Origin of the sequence: Nocardioides sp. Root240, from assembly GCF_001428825.1 — a bacterium.
Lineage (GTDB): Bacteria > Actinomycetota > Actinomycetes > Propionibacteriales > Nocardioidaceae > Nocardioides.
In genome coordinates, this window is the sequence record NZ_LMIT01000002.1 from 253,525 (window position 1) to 272,761 (window position 19,237).

Here is a 19,237-nt window from a genome sequence, read left to right on the forward strand (position 1 = left end):
AAACGCCCGCCACAGCACCGCAACGGAGATCCGGACATGGCAGAAGAAGTACGAGGCAACCTCGCGATCGAGGACCGCGGCGCGGTGCTGGTCGCCCGCATCGACGGCGGCCCGCTGGGCCTGTTCGGCAACGACATCGCCGAGCAGCTCGACGCGCTGGTCGACCGGGCCGACCGCGACCCGGCGGTCCAGGCAGTCGTCTTCACCGGGACCCATCCGGAACGGTTCGTCTCCCACGCCGAGGTGCGCTGGCTGCAGGAGGGCGGAGCGACCGTTCCGTCCGTCGGTGTGCGTGGTGCCTCGGCCCTGGCCCACACCGCGCGCGGGGTCAACCGGGTCGGCGGCCTGAAGGCCGCGCTCGGCAGGACGCCGCTGTGGCCGGCCGTCCAGCTCGAGCGGGTGCACCAGACCTTCCTCAAGATGAACCGCAGCGGGGTCATCTTCATCGCCGCCCTCAACGGGTCCGCGCTCGGTCTCGGCGCCGAGTTCTGCTGGGCCAACGACCTGCGTGTCATGGCCGACGGCGACTTCGTCATCGGCCAGCCCGAGGTGCTGCTCGGGATCATGCCGGGCGGTGGCGGCAGCCAGCGCTTGCCGCGCCTCGTCGGCAACCACCAGGCGCTGCTGGCGATCCTGTCCGGTGAGCCGTTCACCCCGGCTCAGGCGCTGGAGGTCGGCGCCGTGGACGACGTCGTGGCGCCCGACCAGGTGCTCGACCGGGCCCTCGAGGTCGCCCGGCACCTCGGCTCACGACCCAAGTCGTCGAGGGCGGCGATCAAGCGATCGGTCTACTTCGGGGGGTCGGCGAGCCTGGAGGAGGGGCTGCACATCGAGCGCTCCGAGTTCCTCGCCACTGCGCTCTCCGGCATCGGCCAGGAGCTGATGCTCGACTACATGACCAACACCGAGGCCTCCGGGGAGCTGCCGCTGTACCAGCCCGGCGTGTACGAGCAGGTCCTCGAGACGGGCACCACCCGCGGTGCCGGAGCGAAGGGAGCGGTCGCATGACCGGACGGAACCGCCACGACGTGACTCGCCACGACATCACCTTCGACTCCGACGGAGACACCTGCGCGGCCTGGCTCTTCCTGCCCGACGGTGTCGAGCGCCCCCCAGTGGTGATCCTGGGCCACGGCCTGGGCGCCACCCGCGAGATGCGCCTGGACGCCTTCGCCGAGCGCTTCGCGCAGGCGGGGATCGCCGCGATCGCCTTCACCTACCGCCACTTCGGGGACTCCACTGGCCAGCCGCGTCAGCTGCTCTCCATCAAGCGGCAGCTGGCCGACTGGGACGCCGCCATCGCGCATGCCAAGACCCGCGGTGACGTCGACGGCAGCCGCATCGCGGTCTGGGGCAGCTCCTTCGGGGGCGGACACGCCATCATCGTCGCCTCCCGCCATCCCGAGCTGCGCGCCGCTGTCTCGCAGTGCCCGTTCACCGACGGCCTCGCCTCGGCCCGCGCGCTGGGGCCGATCGGCACGATGAGGCTGCTCCCGACCGTCGGGGCCGATGTCTGGTCGGCGATCCGTGGCAAGGAGCCACGTCTGCTGACGTTGGCCGGTGCGCCCGGAGACAAGGCGCTCATGACCGCGCCGGACGCGCTGCCCGGCTACCAGGCCCTCGTCCCCGAGGGCACCACGTTCGTCAACGAGGTCGCGGCGCGCGTCGCGCCGACCATCACCTGGCACCGGCCGGGGAAGGCGGCGAGGAAGGTCAAGGTGCCGATCCTGTTCTGTGTCTGCGACCACGACTCCGTGACGCCGGCCGAGGAGACCCTCGCCTACGCCCGGACGGCGCCGAAGGGCGAGATCAGGAGCTACGACGCCGGCCACTTCGACATCTACCTCGGCCAGCCCTTCGAGGAGATCGTCGTGGACCAGACCGAGTTCCTCACCCGGCACCTGGAGGCCTGAGCCGTGACCTTCCCCACCCTCGTCGACAAGCGAGCGGCCGAGCACCCAGCGGGTCCCGCCGTCGCCGACGGCACCACGTCGCTGACCAACGCCGACCTGCTCGCCCGCGTGGGAGCGGCTGCCGCACAGCTCGCCGACCTCGGCATCGGCTCGGGCGATGTCGTTGCCCTGCGCCTGACCAACCGCGTCGAGTTCGTCGTCCTGCTCTTCGCGGCCTGGCGCCTCGGTGCGACCGTCACGCCGGTCAACCCCGCCCTGACCGACGTCGAGGTGGAGCGCCAGCTCGACGACTCCGCCGCACGCCTCCTCGTCATCGAGGAGGACTCGGCCGGAGTGGGCGACGTACCCACCCTGTCGGTCGCCGACCTGGCTCGCGAGACCTCGACCGATGTTCCGCCGGTCGAGGACCCGTCGGCCCTCGCACTGCTCATCTACACCTCCGGCACCACCGGAACGCCCAAGGGCGTGATGCTCGATCACGCCAATCTCGATGCGATGACGCGCATGGGACAAGCGGCGCTCGAGGTCGGCCCTGAGGACCGCTGCCTGCTGATCCTGCCGCTCTTCCACGTCAACGGCATCGTCGTCAGCATCCTCACCCCGCTGCGGGCCGGCGCCAGCGTCGTCATCGCCGAGCGCTTCAACCCGACCACCTTCTTCGACAGCATCGAGCGGCACCGCCCGACGTACTTCTCGGCCGTCCCCACGATCTACAGCATGCTCGCTGCCCTGCCGACCGACGTACGCCCCGACACGAGCTCAGTGAGGTTCGCCGTCTGCGGCGCCGCCCCGGCCTCGGCGGACCTGCTCGCGCGCTTCGAGGCCCGCTTCGGGTTCCCACTGGTCGAGGGCTACGGACTGTCCGAGGCGACGTGCGGGTCGACGATCAACCCCGTCGACGGGCTCCGCAAGCCCGGAACCGTGGGACTGCCGTTCCCCGGTCAGGACCTGCGCATCCTCGGCGCCGAGGGCCGTCCCGTCCCGCCCGGCGAGAACGGCGAGGTGGAGGTGCGCGGCGCCAACGTGATGCGCGGCTACCTTGGCCGCCCGGAGGACACAGCCGCCGTCCTCACCGACGGCTGGCTCCGCACCGGCGATGTCGGCCACCTCGACGACGACGGCTACCTGACCATCGTGGGCCGCTCCAAGGAGATGATCATCCGCGGCGGCGAGAACGTCTACCCCAAGGAGATCGAGGACGTCCTCGCCGGCGACCTCGCCGTCCTCGAGGCCGCCGTCATCGGCGTACCCGACGAGAAGTGGGGCGAGATCGTCGTCGCCTACGTCCAGCCCCGGCCCGGCGCCACGATCGACGTCGAGGCGCTCAAGGTGCGCTGCCGGGACCAGCTCAGCGGCTACAAGCGCCCCACGGCGATCCACGTGCTGGAGTCCTTGCCGAAGAATGCGGTCGGCAAGCTCGACAAGAGGTCGCTGCGCGATCAGGACCGCTCGATGGCAAACGCGAGCATGAACCCGGCGGTCGCGATGAAGCCCGCGTAGAGGTGGGTCCGCTCGAAGGCCTCCGGGATCATCGTGTCGGAGACCATCGCGAGGATCGCCCCGGCGGCGAGCGCCGTGATGACGGCGACGAGCTCGGGGGACGCGCCCTCGAGCAGCGCCGCCCCGAGGAGTCCGGCGACACCGCTCGCGACGGCGATCGCGGTCCACACCCCGAACACGTAGCGCGCGCTACGGCCGTTGCGCTTCATGCCGGCAGCGCTCGAGAGCCCCTCGGGAAGGTTGGAGATGACGATGGCGGCCAGGACCGGCACTCCCACGCCGTTGCCGCTGAGGAGCGACAGGCCCAGCACCACTGACTCGGGGATGCCGTCGAGGAGCGCACCGACCGCGATGGCGGCACCCGACCCCGTGTGCTCCTGCTCCGAGGGCTGCTGGTCGCCGGACCGCTTGCGGTGCGCCGCCCCCCGCCGCGCCAGCAGCACGTTGGCCGTGACGTAGATCGAGGCCCCGGCGAGGAACCCGACCGCCGTCGCGACGAGGCCTCCGCCGCGCTCAGCCTCGTCCACCAGGTCGAAGGCCAGCGCCGAGATGAGCACCCCGGCACCGAACGCCATGACTGACGCCACCACCCGCTGGGGGACGGAGACGAACCACGCGACCAGCGCGCCGACGACCAGCGCCCCACCCGCGAAGAGTCCCCAGGCGCCGGCCTGGAGCCAGACAGGCATCAGCGGCACCAGAGTCCGCGCGCATCGGTCGCTGCCCTGTGGACGTGGATCCGGGAGACAGGCACGAGGCAGACGGTACCCGCGGCGGGGCCCACGCAGTCAGCCAAGCATGCGGGCCACGACCTCGAGACGCCGATGGCCCCGGGGGAGACCCGGGGCCATCGGTTGGTCGAGCATGAGCAGATCGATCAGCTCACGAATCAGATGTCGTAGTTCTGACTGACTGACCCATGCTGACCTGCGCAAACGGCGAAGAAGGCCGGCTGTTTGTACCGGAGTTGTAACAGGCTACCCCGTGTTCTCGGTCGTCCTGGCCGCGTTTGACGGACAACTACGTCTAAGCGAACATATATGTCATGTCGTTGCTCGCCGTCTCCGATGCTGCTGTGAGGCTCGGCATCTCGACGCGACAGGTCCAGCACCTGGTCGCGCGGGGCGATCTGCGCTCACTGGCCAGGGGAGTGGTCGACGAGACCTCAGTCGAACGACTGCTGGCCGTTCGCCGCGGTTCCCACACGAGGGCGTGGGCTGAGTCGACGGCCTGGGCCGCAGTGGCCCTGCTGTCTGGACTGGACGCGGGGTGGCTGGGGGAGAGCCAGCGATCCCGGCTCAGAGGACGCCTCCGCGGGCTCGGTGCTGAGGAACTCATCGAGCGCGCGCGTGGGCGAGCCAGCGTCAGCAGGTACGTGGCACACCGCAGCGCAGGGGAGCGGCTTCGTTCGGAGCTGGTCGACACAGCGTCGGCGGCTGAGCGACTGGGATTGGCAGCGACGAACGTGATCGATGGCTACCTGGCCGCGACTGCCGCGAAAGCGGTTGTGTCGCGACACAGCCTGATTCGCGATGACACCGGGATCGTGACGCTGCGCGCGACGTCCATGGATCTCGATGTGCTCCGTGAGCTGGTCAGCGCCAGCGATGTCTTGGCTGCACTCGATCTGGCCGAGTCCCTCGATGTCCGCGAGAGGCGCGCCGGAGTCGACGCTCTTGGCCGAGCTCTGGACGTGTTCCGTGCCTGAGCGGCCGACCATCGACGTGGCCACGCCCGTCGGTGGCTGGGGCGCACCTTGGCCGAACGTCGCCGAGATCGAGGCTGTGTTGTCCCATGACAAGTGGACTCTCGTCAGAGCGCAGAGCTCGCCTCTCGCAGGGTCTCCAGCGCGGCCAAGGCGTGCGGCCCGAAGTCTGAGCCGTCGTGTGCGTCCACCCAGGCGGCGTACCCTTGCTTGAAGGCGAGTACGCCCATCTCGGCGGCGAGGTGGGCCACGGGCTCGGCGAATCCCCTAGCGACCAGCGCTTCAGTCATGGCGACTGAAAGACCGATCCGCTTGAGCGCCTCGCGCTCCTGGAGCTCGGCGCTCGACGCAATCGCAGCCTTCATCTGAGGGGCGATCTCGCGGTTCATCGGGCCGAACGCCTCGCTGGCTCGCTGGAGTCCGACAGCGACTGCGCCTAGCGGCGTCGCCTCAGCTGTCGCCGCGGAAATGCCCTCGGCAAGCAGCTGGCTCAGTAGGGCCTGACCGGCGGAGAGTAGCTCACGTTTGTCCGGAAAGTGCCGAAAGAACGTGCTCTTGGTGACGCCGGCACGCTCGGTGATCTCAGCGACAGTCGTCGCGTCGTATCCCTGATCGGCGAAGAGTTCGACCGCTGATACGACCAATCGCTCCCGTGCTCCGGGTTGCCACCTTGCCATGCGGCAGATCCTAGGCGATGGCACCCTTGTCCCATCACTTTGGTAGGGTGATGGGACAAAAGTCCCATCACCCCATCTGGAGTCACCATGAAGGTCTTCGTCACCGGCGCAACCGGCAACATCGGTTCGGCGGTCGTCACTGAGCTCACCGCTCACTCGCACCAAGTCATTGGGCTTGCCCGGTCGGCGGCCTCGGCCGCCAAACTGTCGTCCTTCGGAGCCTCCTCGGTCCGGGGTGGGCTATCTGATCTCGATGTCGTACGTGCCGCTGCGGCCGACGCGGACGGTGTGATCCACCTCGCCTTCAGCAACGACTTCTCCAGTCCCCAAACGCTGGCTGCGGGCATTGCGGAGGAAACAGCGGCGATCGATGCGATCGGCGCTTCAATGGTCGGCAGCGACAAGCCACTCGTCGTCTGTTCCGGCACGCCAGGAATCCCCGGCAGGGCCTCAGTCGAGACCGACCCGCTGCTCACTGAGGGGCCCGTCGGAGGTCGTGCCCTGACGGTCACGCGTACCCTCGCCCTGCGGAACCGGGGCGTCCGAACCTCTGCCGTTCGCCTGCCGCGCACCGTCCACCAGAACGGGGAGGGGGGCTTCGCTGGTCTACTCACCCAGATCGCGCGCAGTTCGGGGGTCTCCGGCTACCCGGGCGACGGCACCCAGCGGTGGCCCGCGGTCCACTCCGCCGACGCGGCCGCGCTCTTCAGGATTGCCCTGGAGGCGGCTCCCGCCGGATCGTCGTGGCACGCGGTCGCCGACGAAGGCGATCAGGTAGGAGAGATCGCGAACGTCATCGGCCGCCGTCTCGGAGTTCCGGTTCAACCGGTTCCAGTGGAGGCATACGGGCCGATCGGTGCGATCTTCGCGCTCGACCAGCCCGCCTCCAGCCTGCACACGCGCGAGAAGCTGGGCTGGGAGCCGACTCACCCATCGTTGCTCGAGGACTTGGAATCCATTCGGCCCTGACTCCCCCGGCGACTCGACTGCGCTCACTGCCGGAGGCGGCCGCGGTCGTCACCGGGTGTGCCAGTCGGCAGACGGGGCCATCAGCGCACGAGTTGCGAGCTGTGCCACGTCGGCGCGGACAGGGGTACGCACTGCCGCGCTCTTGGCGGTGCGAAATCTTGACTACATCACAGAAAGGCACGCCAATGACCACTGATCGCCGCCTGGACCCCGAGCTCGCTGCTGCTTTGGCGCAGATTCCCAGAGGGCCCAATGGGGTGTTTGACTTCTCTGACATCGCTACCGCCCGCGTGGCGGTGCGAGCCTTCGCCGAGCAGGTCCCCGCCGCGGTACCCCGAGACCCAAGCGTCGAGGTAGAGGATCAGTCGGCGGATGGGACGGTGATCGCGCCGCCTACGCGGTCGGCGTGCCTCTGCACGTCCTGCGACACGCATCGCGGCTGCAGTCGTATTGATGATCCGAGATCGGGATTTCCCCGGGCCGCTCTTCCGAGTGCTCGACTACCCGATGCTCGACGACCACAACGCCACCCGTCCAGCCACGAGGTCGTCGACATCGGCATCGTCGACCGCCGCATCAGTCTGCTCGCCTGGGATGCGGTGCTGGGTGGTCCGCGTGGAGGCTGACGGCCTCACGCCCTACGCCGCTCCGGCGCGCTCCATGACCTCACTGGCGTCGCACCCGCGTCCATTGCGGTGGGTGACCACGACCTCTTCCGTGACGAGGACCTGGCCTACGCTCATCTGCTCCTAGCGTCGGGATCCCTGGTGGAATTGCATCTCTGTGCCGGGGCGTACCACGCTTTCGACCTCTTCGCGCTGGCCTCCGCTGTCCCGCAGTCGTTCACCGGCAGTTGGTACTGCTATCTCGGCCGCCACTTCGGGGCGGCTGCGATCGAGAGGATCGACGAGCCGTCCGAGCCGTCCGAGCCGTCGGCCGAGACCTGAGCGGGCGACCGGACGCGCTGTAGACGCCCGCCGGCTCCGGCTGGCGCCGTGGGGCTCCTGGTGCACACCGGCCGCGCGCGGCTTGACTGCGGTGAGCTCGGCCGGTCCGGCGCCGCGATCGCCTGCTCGTTCCGGTCCTCGGGTGGTCTGAGGTGCTGCCCGACCGCTGCGCCTCAGAGGCCAGAAAGGCTCGGGGGGTCGGGACGCAACGGGTGCGCACCCTCGGGGCGCAGACCGTCGAAGACGATGCCTAGATATCGCTCCCACAGGTGGGGCATGGGATCTGAAAGGTAGTCCACCACGTGGCCGGGGGCGCACATCAGGAGAATCACGTCGACCCCGGTGACATCGGCTCGGATCGCTCCGGCGAGCTTGGCGCGTTCGACCAGGTCGCCGATCGTGACGTAGAGGCGATCGCGCAGCTCGAGCACTTCGGGGTTCCTCTCGCTGGCACGCAGCAGAAAGGACAGGTCCCGCTGCTGCTTTCCTGCGGCCTCGGTGAGGAACTCCAGCAGGGCTGGGCCGGCATCGCGGGCACGCAGGAGGTCCCGTCCGAGCGCGTCGAGCGCGTCGACGTGGGTGCGGACGATGGCAGCGATCAGATCGTCCTTGGTGGGGAAGTGGCGGAACACCGTTCCCTTCCCCACGCCGGCCCTTCGAGCGATATCCGCCACGGAGGCCTCGAGGCCGCGTTCGGCGAACTCGTCCTGCGCCGCGGCCAGCAGAAGGTCGCGGTTGCGGACGGCGTCGGCCCGCCGGGGGCGTGAAGGCGTGGACACGGGTGCATACTACCAAGTTGACCGAACGGTCCGTTTATGGCTAGCGTCGTCGATAACGTGACCAATCGGTCCGGTTAGATTGGAGAACATGATGAAAGCCCTCGTTGCTACGCAGTACGGCGGTCCCGAACTGCTGTCGATCGAAGACGTGCCGATACCGCGGCCTGGACCTGGACAACTCCTGGTACGAGTCGCGGCGTCGACGATCAACGCCACTGATCTCCAGGTGATCACCGGCGTATACCGCGATGTGCTTGAACTCGAGTTTCCCTACGTCCTCGGCAACGACTTCGCCGGCACCGTCACCGAGGTCGGTCGCGACGTGACCGGGTTCGTGGTCGGTGACGAGGTGTTCGGTCAAGCGATGCCTCGCCCGCTGCGCGTCGTCGCGGCGGCCGACCGACCGTCGATCAGCACTGGGGCCATGGCGGAGTACGTCGTGATCGAGGCGGACACCCCGCTGGTGGCGCATCGCCCCTCGTCGGTTTCGGTGCAGCAGGCGGCCGCCCTCGGAATCGCAGGATTTACGGCGCGTGCGATATTGGCCACCACCCAGGTCCAGCCAGGCGAGTCCGTCCTGGTCATCGGCGCCACTGGCGGCGTGGGCACCTCCCTTGTGCCACTCCTGGCCACCGCTGGGGCGCACATCACGGCGACTGCCGGCACTCCTGCGGACGGTGAGGTTCTGCGCGGTCTCGGCGCGCACGAGGTCATCGGATTCAGTGCCACGGAGTACCCCGACGACGTCGACGTGGTGGTCAACCTCGTTTTTCCCGGCGACCGGCTGGCCCCAGTCGCGAGAGCGATCCGCCCTGGCGGACGCCTGACCACGATCATCTTTCCGGCCCCGAGCCCGGACGACCTCGGCCGTGACGATGTGGTCCTCCAGTACGTCAGCGACCTCGAGTGCCGACTTGGCGACATGGCCGACGTGGCACGGGCGGCAGCCGCTGGCGCTTTGACCGCGACCGTCGGGCGCACCCTCCGGCTCTCGGACGGGGTCGAGGCCGCAGTCAGCTTCTCCCGTCAGGAGGTCGTCGGCAAGATCGTGGTGACGATGTGACGCCCGGAGGCCGACGAATCCCCTTGACTCTGCTGGACCTGGCGCCGATCCCGTCCGACGGCACCGCGACCGACGCCGTCGCGATGAGCGTCGAGTTGGCTCGGGCCGCCGAGAGGTCGGGGTATGACCGGGTTTGGTACGCCGAGCACCACGGAACGACGACTGCCTCGGCGGCACCGGCCGTGCTGGCGGCGCACGTGGCGAGCCGCACGAAGACGATTCGGGTCGGCGCGGGCGGGGTGATGCTTCCGAACCACTCTCCGCTCTCGATCGCGGAGCAGTTCGGGACGCTCGCCGCCATGTATCCGAATCGGATCGACCTGGGGGTGGGGCGTGCGACGGGCGCCGACGCGGGGATGGCGTACGCCCTGCGTCGTGATGGCGCGAGTGACACCTTCGAACAGGATGTTGCCGAATTGCGCGCCTTTCTCGGCGAGGACAGCCTGATCCCGGGCGTCGTCGCTGTGCCGGGGCAGGGTACCCGCGTGCCGATCACCATCCTGGGGTCCTCGTTGTTCGGAGCACGCCTGGCTGCCAAGATGGGGCTGCCCTTTGCCTTCGCGGCGCACTTCTCACCGGGTGACCTCGACCAGGCGGTCGCGACGTATCGACGTCAGTTCAAGCCGTCTGCTGAGCACTCCGAGCCCTACCTGATGATCACGGCCAACGTGATCGCCTCCGACGATGCAGCATCCGTCTCGTCCAACCTCCGCGGCATGCTTCGTTTCGAGGCGCGCAAGGTTCTGACGAGGCGGCCGGGTGATCAGTCCTTAACGGACGCGCAGGTGGACACCTTTCTCGACTCGCCGCAGGGCGCGGCCGCAGCCCAGATGTTCCGGCACGCCGCGACCGGCAACCCGTCGGAGGTGGTTCGGGCGTTGGAGACCCTGGCGCAGCGAACGGGCGCCGATGAGCTCATCCTTGTCCATCAGTCGCCGGATCCGGAACATCGGATCCGCTCGCTCGTACTGACGGGCCGCGCCATGACCTGAGTGCCTTGAGGTCGTCGCGTGTCGACTCTCGGCGGGAACCTGCACCTGCCGGGATCGGCACGGTTCCGGAAGGTGGGGGCGGACCTGCGTGCGGCGATCGTCTTCTCGAAATGCCGTTGCAGGCTGGCCTCATCCGCCTGCAGGTGATGCCAGGTGCGGCTCCAACAGCCGCAGCGTTAGCTCGTAGGCGTCGTTGACGCGGGCCACGTCATGAGTGGCAGCCACGTCGAGGTGCAACCCGCGGATGACGGCCATGACGAGTGTGCTGACCACCTGCGCTTCTGCCTCAGGCCGTCCGCTGCTGACCAGTGCGTCGGAGAGGGGCGTCATCCAGTCGCGGACGACGGACTGCTCGAACCACTCGTACCGCTCCGGGTCCCTCAGCGCCATGCCGTACAGCTCGAACAAGAAGGCGAACTGGCGGTCATAGCCCGGGGTGAGCCACAAGGCCCACAGTCCGCGTAGCACATCGACCGGACGTCCCGCGCTGCTCTCCCACACGTTGTTGAGTGCGTCCACCATCGCGCCATGGAGTCCGCGACACACTTCGCGCACCAAGTCGTCCTTGCTTCCGAGTTGCCGGTTCAGCGACGTGATGGAGGTGCCGATGGCCTCGGCCAACGGGCGCAGGGTCAACTGGGACACGCCGACCTCGAGCGCGTACTCGGTGGCGGCGGCGAGCAGCTCCGGGCGCCTGTTCTGCCAGCGTCGAGCACGACCGTCCACCGTGGGCGCCGGGTCCACCGGCCTTGGCGTCACGCACAGATCGTACAAGCAGCCTTCGAGTCGTCGGCGACCCCGACGCCCACGGAAGGGGAAGGTCGATGCTGTGCCGGCAGCACAGTTGCCGCCTGAGGTATGAGCAATCAGCCCATTCTCACGCTCACTGACCGCGATTTAGCGTGGCGCAGGCCACACCGAGACCGTGTAATCCGACAGCCAGGTCGGACCCGCGGCGAGGTCGAGATCGTGAACGTGAGGTTCGACAAATGAATGAGATCAACACCTGGAGCGCGACGCGGGTCGCGTCGGCTGTCCGCTCGGGGGACATCAGCTCTCGTGAGGCCGTCGAGGCCTCGCTGGCGCGTCTCGACGAGGTCGAGCCGATCACGAATGCCTTCGAGGACCGCGCCGAGGATGCGCTCGCGCGTGCCGATGAGGCAGATGCCCGACGCCGTCGTGGAGAGCAGCTCGGCCCCTTGCACGGCGTGCCGATCGCCGTCAAGGACAACCACGACGTGAAGGGCCTCCCGACGACCCACGGTGTCCCTGCACTCGCAGGGCTGCCGCCCGCTTCCGAGACCTGCCCTCCGGTCGACCGGTACGTCGAGAGCGGGGCGATCATCATCGGCCGCACGCGGATGCCTCCGTTCGGCATGCGATGGACGACGCAGAGCGACTTCTTCGGGCCGACCCGCAACCCGCACGACCCGACGGTGACCGCCGGCGCGTCCACAGGTGGTGGTGCCGCTGCCGTGGCAACCGGTGTCGTCCCGATCGCCCAGGGCAACGACATCGGTGGTTCTCTGCGATATCCGGCGACGGTCTGCGGTGTGGTCGCCCTGCGCCCAACAGTTGGCATGGTGCCGTGGTGGACCTCGCCCCAGGGCCTCGGGATGCGTGTCTCCAGCCGTGAGTTCCAGGTCGACGGCCCGATCGCACGTCATGTCGAGGACCTGCGCCTCGCGCTGTCGGTCGTTGCCAAGCCGGACCCGCGTGATCCCGACGCAACCCCCGGCTATGCCGCAGCTCGCGTGACCCGACCGCGGATCGGAGTCGTGCTCGACCCCGGTGACGCACCTTTCGCGGGGTCGGGCACGCCTGAAATTGAGAAGTCGGTCCGGGAGGTCGCTGCGACCCTGCGGTCTGACGGGTACGAGGTCGACGAGATCGTCGTCCCCCAGCTAGGTGAGGCGGCGAGCCTGTGGTTGCGCCTCGCCTTCGCGGACTTCGTCCTGTCGGGACTCGGCGACCAGATCGACGAGTTCGCCGACGAGGGCATGCAGTTCAAGTTCAGGTCCGTCGTGTCACTGGTCGAGGAGGCGTACGGCCCTACCGACCTACGGGCCTACCTCGAAGGTCAGGAGCGTCGTTCCCTGATCCGCCGCGAGTTGTCCGAACTCATGACCAGGTACCCGGTGCTGCTCCTGCCGAACTCGGGGGAGCCAGCCTTCGCGCTCGGCAGCGACGTCACCAGTCGCGACCGGGTCCACGATCTCCTCCGCCACCAGTGGCCGAACCTTGCCGTGCCCTTCATGGCACTGCCCGGCGTAGGGATCGCGACCCATGTCCGCCCCCGACAGTCGCCACTGGGCGTCCAGTTGATCGGTCGTGCCTTCGACGAGGCGACGCTCCTGGACATCGCGGCGGCGCTCCAGGAACGCATGCCCGTGCCCAGCCCCGTCGAACCCGTCCCGCCGCACGCAACCCGCTGACCGTCGTCCCGCCGGGGCCGGTCGAGGACGCACCAGCACCGGACAAGAAACCGCCCCGCCCGACCGGGTCGGGCGCGAGCTAGGAGGCTCACATGAATTACCGGAACACCCTGTGCAGTGCCGCCGCCGCGGTTGCACTGCTGTCGACAGCGGCATGCTCGGGCGGCTCGTCGACCGATGACGGAGGCGACGACACGTTCTCGGTCGGCATCGTCCGGTTCGCGCCCAGTGAGGTGACGACGGAGGGCGCCATCAAGGAGTACGTCAAGCTCGCCGAGGCCGCCGGGTGGGAAGTCACGACCGCCAACCCCGACGCGGCCGTCGACAAGGCGATCGGCGCCATGCAGGACTTCGTGCAGAAGAAGGTCGACCTGATCGTCGTGGGCTCCTTCGACTCCACCACGCTGACCTCTGGACTCCGCTCGGCGACCGAGGCGGGCATCCCGGTCGCTTCGATCGCCGGGGGCATCGCCGACGGCGTGACCTACAACCTCGGCGTCGCCAACGGGATCGAGATCCCCGACCAGATGATCGAGGACATGGGTGGCGAGGGCCGCAGCCTCGTTCTCAGCTACACCCCGGGACCGCCGTGCCAGATCCGTGAGAAGGCGCTCGACGAGGCCCTCGAGGACACCGGCATCACGGCCGATCGCCAGGAGGTGACCATCCCGGGGCAGCTCGAGTCCAGCCAGCGGCTCACGACTGCATGGCTCGCGAAGAACCCCGCCGACGGCGAGCCGCTGTCGGTCTGGGCCTGCTGGGACGACCCCGCTCTCGGCGCCTATGTCGCCATCGAGCAGGCGAAGCGGACCGACGTGAAGATCTACGGGTACAACGGCACACCGGCAGGACTTCGCGCTCTCAAGGAAGGAAAGATCCGAGCGACGTCGGCTCCCGACCTCGCCGCGGCAGCGAAGCTCCTCTTCGATGCCACTCCCTCGCTCGTCGAAGGGGGTGCTGACGCCGAACCTCAGGACGTGGAGACGCCCTACAACCTCGTCACCAGCGACACCATCGACGAGTACCTCGTCGCGCACCCCGGTGCGGATGGATCCTGAGGACCGGTTGCGATGAATCACCGTCCAGAGCCCGGCGACGCTCCACATCTCCCGATCGGGGCCGGCGAGGAGGTCCTCAGAGGGTCGCTCCGCGTCGAGGGAATCTCCAAGAGCTTCGGCGGAAGCCGGGCTCTGGACGACGTCTCCCTCACCGTCCGACCAGGATCCGTGCACGCGCTGTGTGGCGCAAACGGCGCCGGCAAGTCCACTCTCATCAAGGTGATTGCGGGTCTCGAACACGCCGATACCGGGGTCATCGAGCTCGACGGGGAACCCGTGCGTGTCGCGAATCCCCGCCATGCGGCTGACCTCGGTCTCGGTTTCATCCACCAGGAGCTGAACCTGGTTCCCACGTTCTCGGTCCTCCGGAACCTGGCCATGGGTTCGGGGCGGACAGGCCGTTGGGGGCAGCTCGACCTGCGGCGCCTCTCCCGCGACGCTGTCGTGGTCCTCGAACGGCTTCAAGCCGACATCTCACTGAGTGCCCAGGTGGACAAACTGTCGGTGGCGGACCGGTGGATGGTCTCGCTGGCCCGCTCACTCATGCGTCCGGCCCGCTTCATCGCGATGGACGAGCCGACCGCGTCCTTCACCGACGATGAGGCGCACCGCCTCATCAAGGTCATCGATGAGCTGACCTCCACCGGCGTCGGGATCCTCTACGTCTCCCACCGCCTCGACGAGGTGCTGTCGATCTCCGACGAGATCACCGTGTTCCGCAACGGGCGGCTGGTGACGACCCTCGCGGCGCGGGAGACGGACCGGGCTGCGCTGACCACCCACATCGTGGGCCGCGAGGTCGAACGAGTCGTCGCCAGTGAACAGGGCGATCCTGGCGGAACCGAGCGAGCGGTGCGTCTGCGAGCGCTGGGCCTGAGCCGAAGCCCGCACGTTCTCAACGCCTCGTTCGACGTCAAAGTCGGAGAGATCGTCGGCATCGCGGGACTCGTCGGCGCCGGACGCACCGAGCTGGCCCGTCTGCTCGTCGGCGCCGACCGGGCGACTGCGGGGCGCATGGAGCTCGACGGGGCCGGGTACGCGCCTCGCTCGCCTCATCAGGCGATCCGGTCCGGCGTCGCGCTGGTGCCTGAGGAGCGACGCAGCCAGGGCCTGGTACTGACGGGCTCGGTCGAGGACAACCTGGCCATGGCCGAGCACGGAGCCGCCCGGCGTACCCTGCGTCCCTTCAGCCCGCGTCGCTCGCGTCGCACGGCAGAGGCGCTGATCGAACGGTTCGCCATCAAGACGCGATCCTCACGCACCGCTGTTCACCTCCTGAGCGGCGGCAACCAGCAGAAGGCAGTCGTCGGCAAGTACGTCCGCACCGGTCCGGGCCTGCTCGTCATGGACGAGCCGACCGTCGGCGTCGACGTCGGAGCTCGTGCGGAGATCTATCGGATCATCGGCGAGCTCGCCTCAGACGGGACCTCGGTCCTCGTCATCTCCAGCGACTTCGAGGAACTCGCCATCTGTCACCGGGTGCTGGTCATGCGTGCCGGCCGGATCATCGCCGAGGTGCCCGCCTCGCAGTTCGACAAAGACCATCTCACCGCCCTGAGCTTCGGGGCCCCCGATGCGGAGGAAGCATGAGCGCCACGACCACCGTCACCAGCGACGTCCCCGACAACGACAGCCCTGGATTCGACTACTTCGATTGGTTCGGAAGATACGGCGCACTCGTAGTGCTGGCGCTGCTCGTCACCGTCGCCTCGGCCGCCGCACCCGAAACTTTTCCGACCCTCGACAACGCCATCAACGTGCTCAACCAGAGTGCGTTGGCAGCCATCATCGCGATGGGCCTGACCTTCGTCCTGGTCACCGGTGAGTTCGATCTCGGCATCGGCAACGCAGCCAGTCTCGCCGGCGTCGCGGCCTGCGCCCTCATGGTCGATGCCGGGTTCGGGATCGTCGCCGCACTCCTGTCCGTGCTGGTCCTCGGCGCCGCCATCGGCATCGTCAACGGCTTCATCGTCACCTTCATGAACGTGTCGGCGCTGGTCGCGACCCTGGGCACGGGGACGGTCGTCATCGGCGTGAACTACGTCATCTCGGACGGCACACCGGTCGCCCTGCAGGACCCTGACACCTTCCTGGACATCACCTTCGGTCGGCTTTTCGGTGTTCCGTACCCGGTGTACGTGATGGTGCTGGTGGCGGCCGTCCTGTGGTGGCTGCTCAACCGGACCGTCCTAGGCCAGGCCATGCAGGCGGTCGGCGGGAACCGCGTGGCCGCAGAGCTGTCGGGCATCCGCGTGGACCGCGTGCGCATCATCGCGTTCGCCGTCTGCTCGATGTGCGCCGGGCTGACCGGCTTCCTCCTTGCTTCCCGCACGGGTAGTGCGACGCTCGCAGCAGGGGATCCCTACCTGCTCAGCTCGTTCGCTGCGGCCTTCTTCGGCTCGGCGGTCCTCCGCGACGGCCAGTTCCACATCGTAGGCACGCTCGTCGGTGTCATCACGGTGTCCGTCGGCTTCAACGCGATCGCATTGATAGGACTCGCGACCTACTCCCAGTACCTGTTCCAGGGGATCCTCCTTATCGTGGGCGTGGGGGTGGGCTCTCTCGCCCGGCTGCGCGCCGCGGCCTGAGCACGATGAGCTCCCTTGGGAGGAGCCCCTCGTCGCTGTGGCACGGTCAGGCCGCCATGAACGGGGTGGAGGGACACCGCATCGTGTTCGTGCGAGGCCGCGGGACCATGGTGTACGACGAGAGCGGCAAGGAGTACTTCGACGCACCGGCCTCCTTGTGGCTGACCAACGTGGGTCACGGCCGGGTCGAGATCGCCGAAGCGATGCGGGAACAGGCCGGACGCCTCGAGTACTACTCGTCGTTCGGCAGGTTCACTACCGATGTGACCCTCGCGCTGGCGGAAAGGGTCGCAAGGCTCAGTCCGCTGGGCAGCACCAAGGTCCTCTTCACCTCGGGTGGGAGCGACGGCATCGATCTCGCCGCGAAGCTGGCACGACGTTACTGGGACGCCGTCGGCAGGGGCGAGAAGACGGTCGTCGTGACCCGTGATCTCGCCTACCACGGTCTCCACGCCTTCGGCACCAGCATGACCGGCATCGCTGCCAACCAGGAGGGCATCGGTCGGCTCGTTCCCGACGTGGCCAGGGTGCCGCTGCACGACATCGACGCTCTCGAAGCACTGTTCGTCAGGGAAGCGGGTCGGATCGCAGCGTTCTTCACCGAGCCGGTCCTCGGCACCGGTGGGGTCCACCTCCCTGAGGCGGACTACATGCGGCGCGTCAACGAGCTGTGCCGTCGGCACGACGTCCTTCTCGTCGCCGACGAGGTCATCACGGGGTTCGGGCGACTCGGTCAGTGGTTCGGCAGCTCGCGAGTGGGTCTTGAGCCGGACATCATCGTGACAGCCAAGGGCATCAGCTCCGGGTACGCGCCGCTGGGCGCCGTGCTCGTGGGCTCGCGCGTCGCAGATCCGTTCTTCGGTCCCCAGGCGCTGACCTTTCGCCACGGCATGACCTATGCCGGGCATTCCGTCTCGGCAGCGGCGGGCCTCGCCAACCTCGACATCCTCGAGAGCGAGCGGCTGGTCGAGCGGGTGCGTGACCTCGAGGCGCCGCTCTTCAACGAGCTGGCGAGGCTGGAGTGTCATGACACCGTGCGTGAGGTACGTGGCGGGCTGGGGTTGATGGTCGGCATCGAGATGGTCGATGCGGAAGCAGCGCAGCAGGTCTCCGAGGTGTGCCTGGGGGAGGGATTCATCGTCCGGGTCATCACCGGTGGCACTCTTCAGGTCTCGCCGCCGTTCACCACCCCGGTCGAGGAGATATTCGCCCTCGGTGCGGTGCTCGACACGACGATCGGCTCTCTCCGTCGGTGACGGTCGAGGCTCACACCTTCTCGAGGGAGTGGAGCACGGTGAGCGCGGCCTGAAGTTCGAAACGGGAGTCCGCGAGCGGGTACCCCAACATGGCCTCGGCGCGCTTGATGCGGTTGTTGACCGTGTTGCGGTGGAGGTGCAGTGCCTGGGCGGTGCGCAACGGACTCAGGTGAGCGCCCAGGTAAATCCGCACGGTGTCCCGCAGCTGCCGCAGCTCGATGCCTTCGCCGGCGAGGTCACCGAGTTGTCGACGCGCGAACGTGACCGCCTGGTCACGGTCTGCCAGCAGCAGTGAGAGCAGTGCGATGCGGTCGTAGTCGGTGACAGAAGGCGCCGGACGCAGACCACGGGATACATGCTCGAACACGATCCGTGCCTCTTCGTGCCCGGCGCGGAATCCGTTCACGCCCGTCGTGCCGGTCCCGATCGCAACGTGGACGCCCATGGCGCGCTCGCGGAGGAGCGACTCCACGTGCGCCGTGTTGACCTTCTCCGACGGCCGCACGTTCGCCCATCCGTAGGCCGTGCGCGCGCTGGCCTGCACGACGAGCCGTGCCCGTGCCGGCAGCACCCGTGCCACGGCCGTCGCGGCGTCCAGAACGGTCGCGTGGTCGGCGCCGTCGCCAGGAGTCGCCCAGCAGATGAAGGCCAGGTGCCGGCCCAGCAGTGGATAGCCGAGCAGGTCGGCCCCAGGGTCGCTGCCGGTCAATACGCTTTTGACTGCGTCGATGCGCTCGGCCGGGGACCCGACCGTGACCAGCTCCCGACGCATCTGTTCGGAGACGTCGCGTTCGACGCGCGTGAGAAATTCCGACAGCACGCGGAACGCGACACGCGAGCTGCGCGACAACATGTCTGCGTCGGAGCACTCCACCGCCAGGGCCGGCGCCAGGAAGTCGTTCCAAAGCACGTCCTGGCCGTAGTGATAGATGCGGGCGAGGTCGACCTGCGTCAGACCGAGTCGGGCCGCGAGTCGAGCAGCCTCCAAGGCGTCGGCGGGTGTGCCCGCCTTCCACGCTCCGTGCTCGAGCATGGTGAAGAGCAACGCCAGGTTGGCCTCCATGCTCTCCATTTCCGCGCGCTCGGGGACGAGCAGGTAGCCCGGTACAGCGCGTTCCAGGGCGCTGTGGAGGCCTTCGAGCATGTCTGACTTCCGCTTGAGGAGCGCTCGGCCGGCGCCCGCCAGGGCGGCGCGTTCGTCGGGTGAGAGGTCGAGGTACTCCATAGGCCGAAGGGTACGTCCGTCAGCGGTCGGGATGGTGTGTTTTCTGCCCACTATCGCGCTCAGGAGTGTGCTACGGGCACATTGTGGCGGGCCCGCTGCGTTCCTAACGTCGGACGCACCGTGGCCGCTG

General features: G+C 68.4%; 17 protein-coding genes and 1 pseudogene. 13 read left to right on the plus strand and 5 right to left on the minus strand.

The annotated features are described in order from the left end of the window. Positions 1 to 36 precede the first annotated feature (36 nt). Genes ASE20_RS04225 through ASE20_RS04235 form a run of 3 tightly spaced genes read left to right on the plus strand, consistent with a single transcriptional unit; the run spans position 37 to position 3,413 of the window. Positions 37 to 1,008, plus strand: coding sequence for an enoyl-CoA hydratase/isomerase family protein (locus tag ASE20_RS04225; RefSeq protein WP_056893289.1), 972 nt, complete (start codon positions 37 to 39; stop codon positions 1,006 to 1,008). Further along, entirely contained in the window at positions 1,005 to 1,913 is a 909-nt protein-coding gene (locus ASE20_RS04230; protein WP_056893290.1) for an alpha/beta hydrolase, read from the plus strand. Before ASE20_RS04225 ends, ASE20_RS04230 begins: the two co-directional genes overlap by 4 nt. 3 nt (positions 1,914 to 1,916) lie before the next feature. After that, positions 1,917 to 3,413 (plus strand): class I adenylate-forming enzyme family protein, encoded by a 1,497-nt coding sequence (locus tag ASE20_RS04235; protein WP_056893291.1) that lies wholly within the window; start codon positions 1,917 to 1,919, stop codon positions 3,411 to 3,413. On the opposite strand, the gene ASE20_RS04240 is transcribed toward ASE20_RS04235, so the two are convergent. Then, a complete protein-coding gene (locus ASE20_RS04240; protein WP_056893840.1) occupies positions 3,353 to 4,102 on the minus strand; it encodes a ZIP family metal transporter in 750 nt (249 codons plus the stop codon). The genes ASE20_RS04235 and ASE20_RS04240 overlap by 61 nt on opposite strands. Before the next feature lie 356 nt (positions 4,103 to 4,458). Here ASE20_RS04240 and ASE20_RS04245 point away from each other — a divergent pair, with 356 nt between their 5' ends. Next, a complete protein-coding gene (locus tag ASE20_RS04245; RefSeq protein WP_056893292.1) occupies positions 4,459 to 5,121 on the plus strand; it encodes a hypothetical protein in 663 nt (220 codons plus the stop codon). Positions 5,122 to 5,225: 104 nt separating this feature from the next. On the opposite strand, the gene ASE20_RS04250 is transcribed toward ASE20_RS04245, so the two are convergent. Further along, a complete protein-coding gene (locus ASE20_RS04250) occupies positions 5,226 to 5,795 on the minus strand; it encodes a TetR/AcrR family transcriptional regulator (protein ID WP_056893293.1) in 570 nt (189 codons plus the stop codon). Positions 5,796 to 5,882: 87 nt separating this feature from the next. Between ASE20_RS04250 and ASE20_RS04255 the strand changes: the two genes are divergently transcribed. Then, positions 5,883 to 6,764 (plus strand): SDR family oxidoreductase, encoded by an 882-nt coding sequence (locus ASE20_RS04255; RefSeq protein WP_056893294.1) that lies wholly within the window; start codon positions 5,883 to 5,885, stop codon positions 6,762 to 6,764. 671 nt (positions 6,765 to 7,435) lie between these two features. Next, positions 7,436 to 7,711: pseudogene (locus ASE20_RS04260) on the plus strand (alpha/beta hydrolase fold domain-containing protein); the annotation flags it as partial. Positions 7,712 to 7,884: 173 nt separating this feature from the next. Here the strand turns inward: ASE20_RS04260 and ASE20_RS04265 are convergent. Continuing rightward, positions 7,885 to 8,490, minus strand: coding sequence for a TetR/AcrR family transcriptional regulator (locus ASE20_RS04265; RefSeq protein ID WP_056893296.1), 606 nt, complete (start codon positions 8,488 to 8,490; stop codon positions 7,885 to 7,887). Between the two features lie 88 nt (positions 8,491 to 8,578). On the opposite strand from ASE20_RS04265, the gene ASE20_RS04270 reads away from it, so the two are divergent. Then, entirely contained in the window at positions 8,579 to 9,553 is a 975-nt protein-coding gene (locus tag ASE20_RS04270) for a quinone oxidoreductase family protein (RefSeq protein WP_200952714.1), read from the plus strand. 23 nt (positions 9,554 to 9,576) lie between these two features. Beyond that, a complete protein-coding gene (locus ASE20_RS04275; protein ID WP_200952715.1) occupies positions 9,577 to 10,545 on the plus strand; it encodes an LLM class flavin-dependent oxidoreductase in 969 nt (322 codons plus the stop codon). A gap of 129 nt (positions 10,546 to 10,674) precedes the next feature. Here ASE20_RS04275 and ASE20_RS04280 read toward each other — a convergent pair whose 3' ends face one another. Further along, positions 10,675 to 11,304 carry a TetR/AcrR family transcriptional regulator gene (locus ASE20_RS04280; RefSeq protein ID WP_162261038.1) on the minus strand — a complete coding sequence of 210 codons (630 nt, stop codon included), beginning with the start codon at positions 11,302 to 11,304 and terminating at the stop codon, positions 10,675 to 10,677. Positions 11,305 to 11,534: 230 nt separating this feature from the next. Here ASE20_RS04280 and ASE20_RS04285 point away from each other — a divergent pair, with 230 nt between their 5' ends. From ASE20_RS04285 to ASE20_RS04305, 5 genes are all read left to right on the plus strand, one after another. Next, positions 11,535 to 12,980 carry an amidase gene (locus tag ASE20_RS04285; protein WP_056893298.1) on the plus strand — a complete coding sequence of 482 codons (1,446 nt, stop codon included), beginning with the start codon at positions 11,535 to 11,537 and terminating at the stop codon, positions 12,978 to 12,980. A 92-nt stretch (positions 12,981 to 13,072) separates the two neighbouring features. Continuing rightward, the gene (locus tag ASE20_RS04290; protein ID WP_056893299.1) at positions 13,073 to 14,038 is read left to right on the plus strand and encodes a sugar ABC transporter substrate-binding protein; all 966 of its coding nucleotides are present in this window, start codon (positions 13,073 to 13,075) and stop codon (positions 14,036 to 14,038) included. A 12-nt stretch (positions 14,039 to 14,050) separates the two neighbouring features. Continuing rightward, positions 14,051 to 15,628 (plus strand): sugar ABC transporter ATP-binding protein, encoded by a 1,578-nt coding sequence (locus tag ASE20_RS04295; protein ID WP_082612141.1) that lies wholly within the window; start codon positions 14,051 to 14,053, stop codon positions 15,626 to 15,628. Beyond that, positions 15,625 to 16,626 carry an ABC transporter permease gene (locus tag ASE20_RS04300; RefSeq protein WP_056893301.1) on the plus strand — a complete coding sequence of 334 codons (1,002 nt, stop codon included), beginning with the start codon at positions 15,625 to 15,627 and terminating at the stop codon, positions 16,624 to 16,626. The genes ASE20_RS04295 and ASE20_RS04300 overlap by 4 nt, the downstream gene beginning before the upstream one ends. Before the next feature lie 56 nt (positions 16,627 to 16,682). After that, positions 16,683 to 17,882: an aspartate aminotransferase family protein gene (locus tag ASE20_RS04305; protein ID WP_056893302.1), complete on the plus strand. Its 1,200-nt coding sequence runs from the start codon at positions 16,683 to 16,685 to the stop codon at positions 17,880 to 17,882. Between the two features lie 10 nt (positions 17,883 to 17,892). Here ASE20_RS04305 and ASE20_RS04310 read toward each other — a convergent pair whose 3' ends face one another. Continuing rightward, the gene (locus ASE20_RS04310; RefSeq protein WP_056893303.1) at positions 17,893 to 19,107 is read right to left on the minus strand and encodes a PucR family transcriptional regulator; all 1,215 of its coding nucleotides are present in this window, start codon (positions 19,105 to 19,107) and stop codon (positions 17,893 to 17,895) included. Positions 19,108 to 19,237: the final 130 nt, after the last annotated feature.

Coding starts and splice junctions, on each gene's coding strand:
- ASE20_RS04225 (WP_056893289.1), top strand. CDS start 37: ATGGCAGAAGAAGTACGAGGCAACCTCGCGATCGAGGACCGCGGCGCG.
- ASE20_RS04230 (WP_056893290.1), top strand. CDS start 1,005: ATGACCGGACGGAACCGCCACGACGTGACTCGCCACGACATCACCTTC.
- ASE20_RS04240 (WP_056893840.1), bottom strand. CDS start 4,102: ATGCCTGTCTGGCTCCAGGCCGGCGCCTGGGGACTCTTCGCGGGTGGG.
- ASE20_RS04245 (WP_056893292.1), top strand. CDS start 4,459: ATGTCGTTGCTCGCCGTCTCCGATGCTGCTGTGAGGCTCGGCATCTCG.
- ASE20_RS04250 (WP_056893293.1), bottom strand. CDS start 5,795: ATGGCAAGGTGGCAACCCGGAGCACGGGAGCGATTGGTCGTATCAGCG.
- ASE20_RS04255 (WP_056893294.1), top strand. CDS start 5,883: ATGAAGGTCTTCGTCACCGGCGCAACCGGCAACATCGGTTCGGCGGTC.
- ASE20_RS04270 (WP_200952714.1), top strand. CDS start 8,579: ATGATGAAAGCCCTCGTTGCTACGCAGTACGGCGGTCCCGAACTGCTG.
- ASE20_RS04285 (WP_056893298.1), top strand. CDS start 11,535: ATGAATGAGATCAACACCTGGAGCGCGACGCGGGTCGCGTCGGCTGTC.
- ASE20_RS04290 (WP_056893299.1), top strand. CDS start 13,073: ATGAATTACCGGAACACCCTGTGCAGTGCCGCCGCCGCGGTTGCACTG.
- ASE20_RS04295 (WP_082612141.1), top strand. CDS start 14,051: ATGAATCACCGTCCAGAGCCCGGCGACGCTCCACATCTCCCGATCGGG.
- ASE20_RS04300 (WP_056893301.1), top strand. CDS start 15,625: ATGAGCGCCACGACCACCGTCACCAGCGACGTCCCCGACAACGACAGC.
- ASE20_RS04305 (WP_056893302.1), top strand. CDS start 16,683: ATGAACGGGGTGGAGGGACACCGCATCGTGTTCGTGCGAGGCCGCGGG.
- ASE20_RS04310 (WP_056893303.1), bottom strand. CDS start 19,107: ATGGAGTACCTCGACCTCTCACCCGACGAACGCGCCGCCCTGGCGGGC.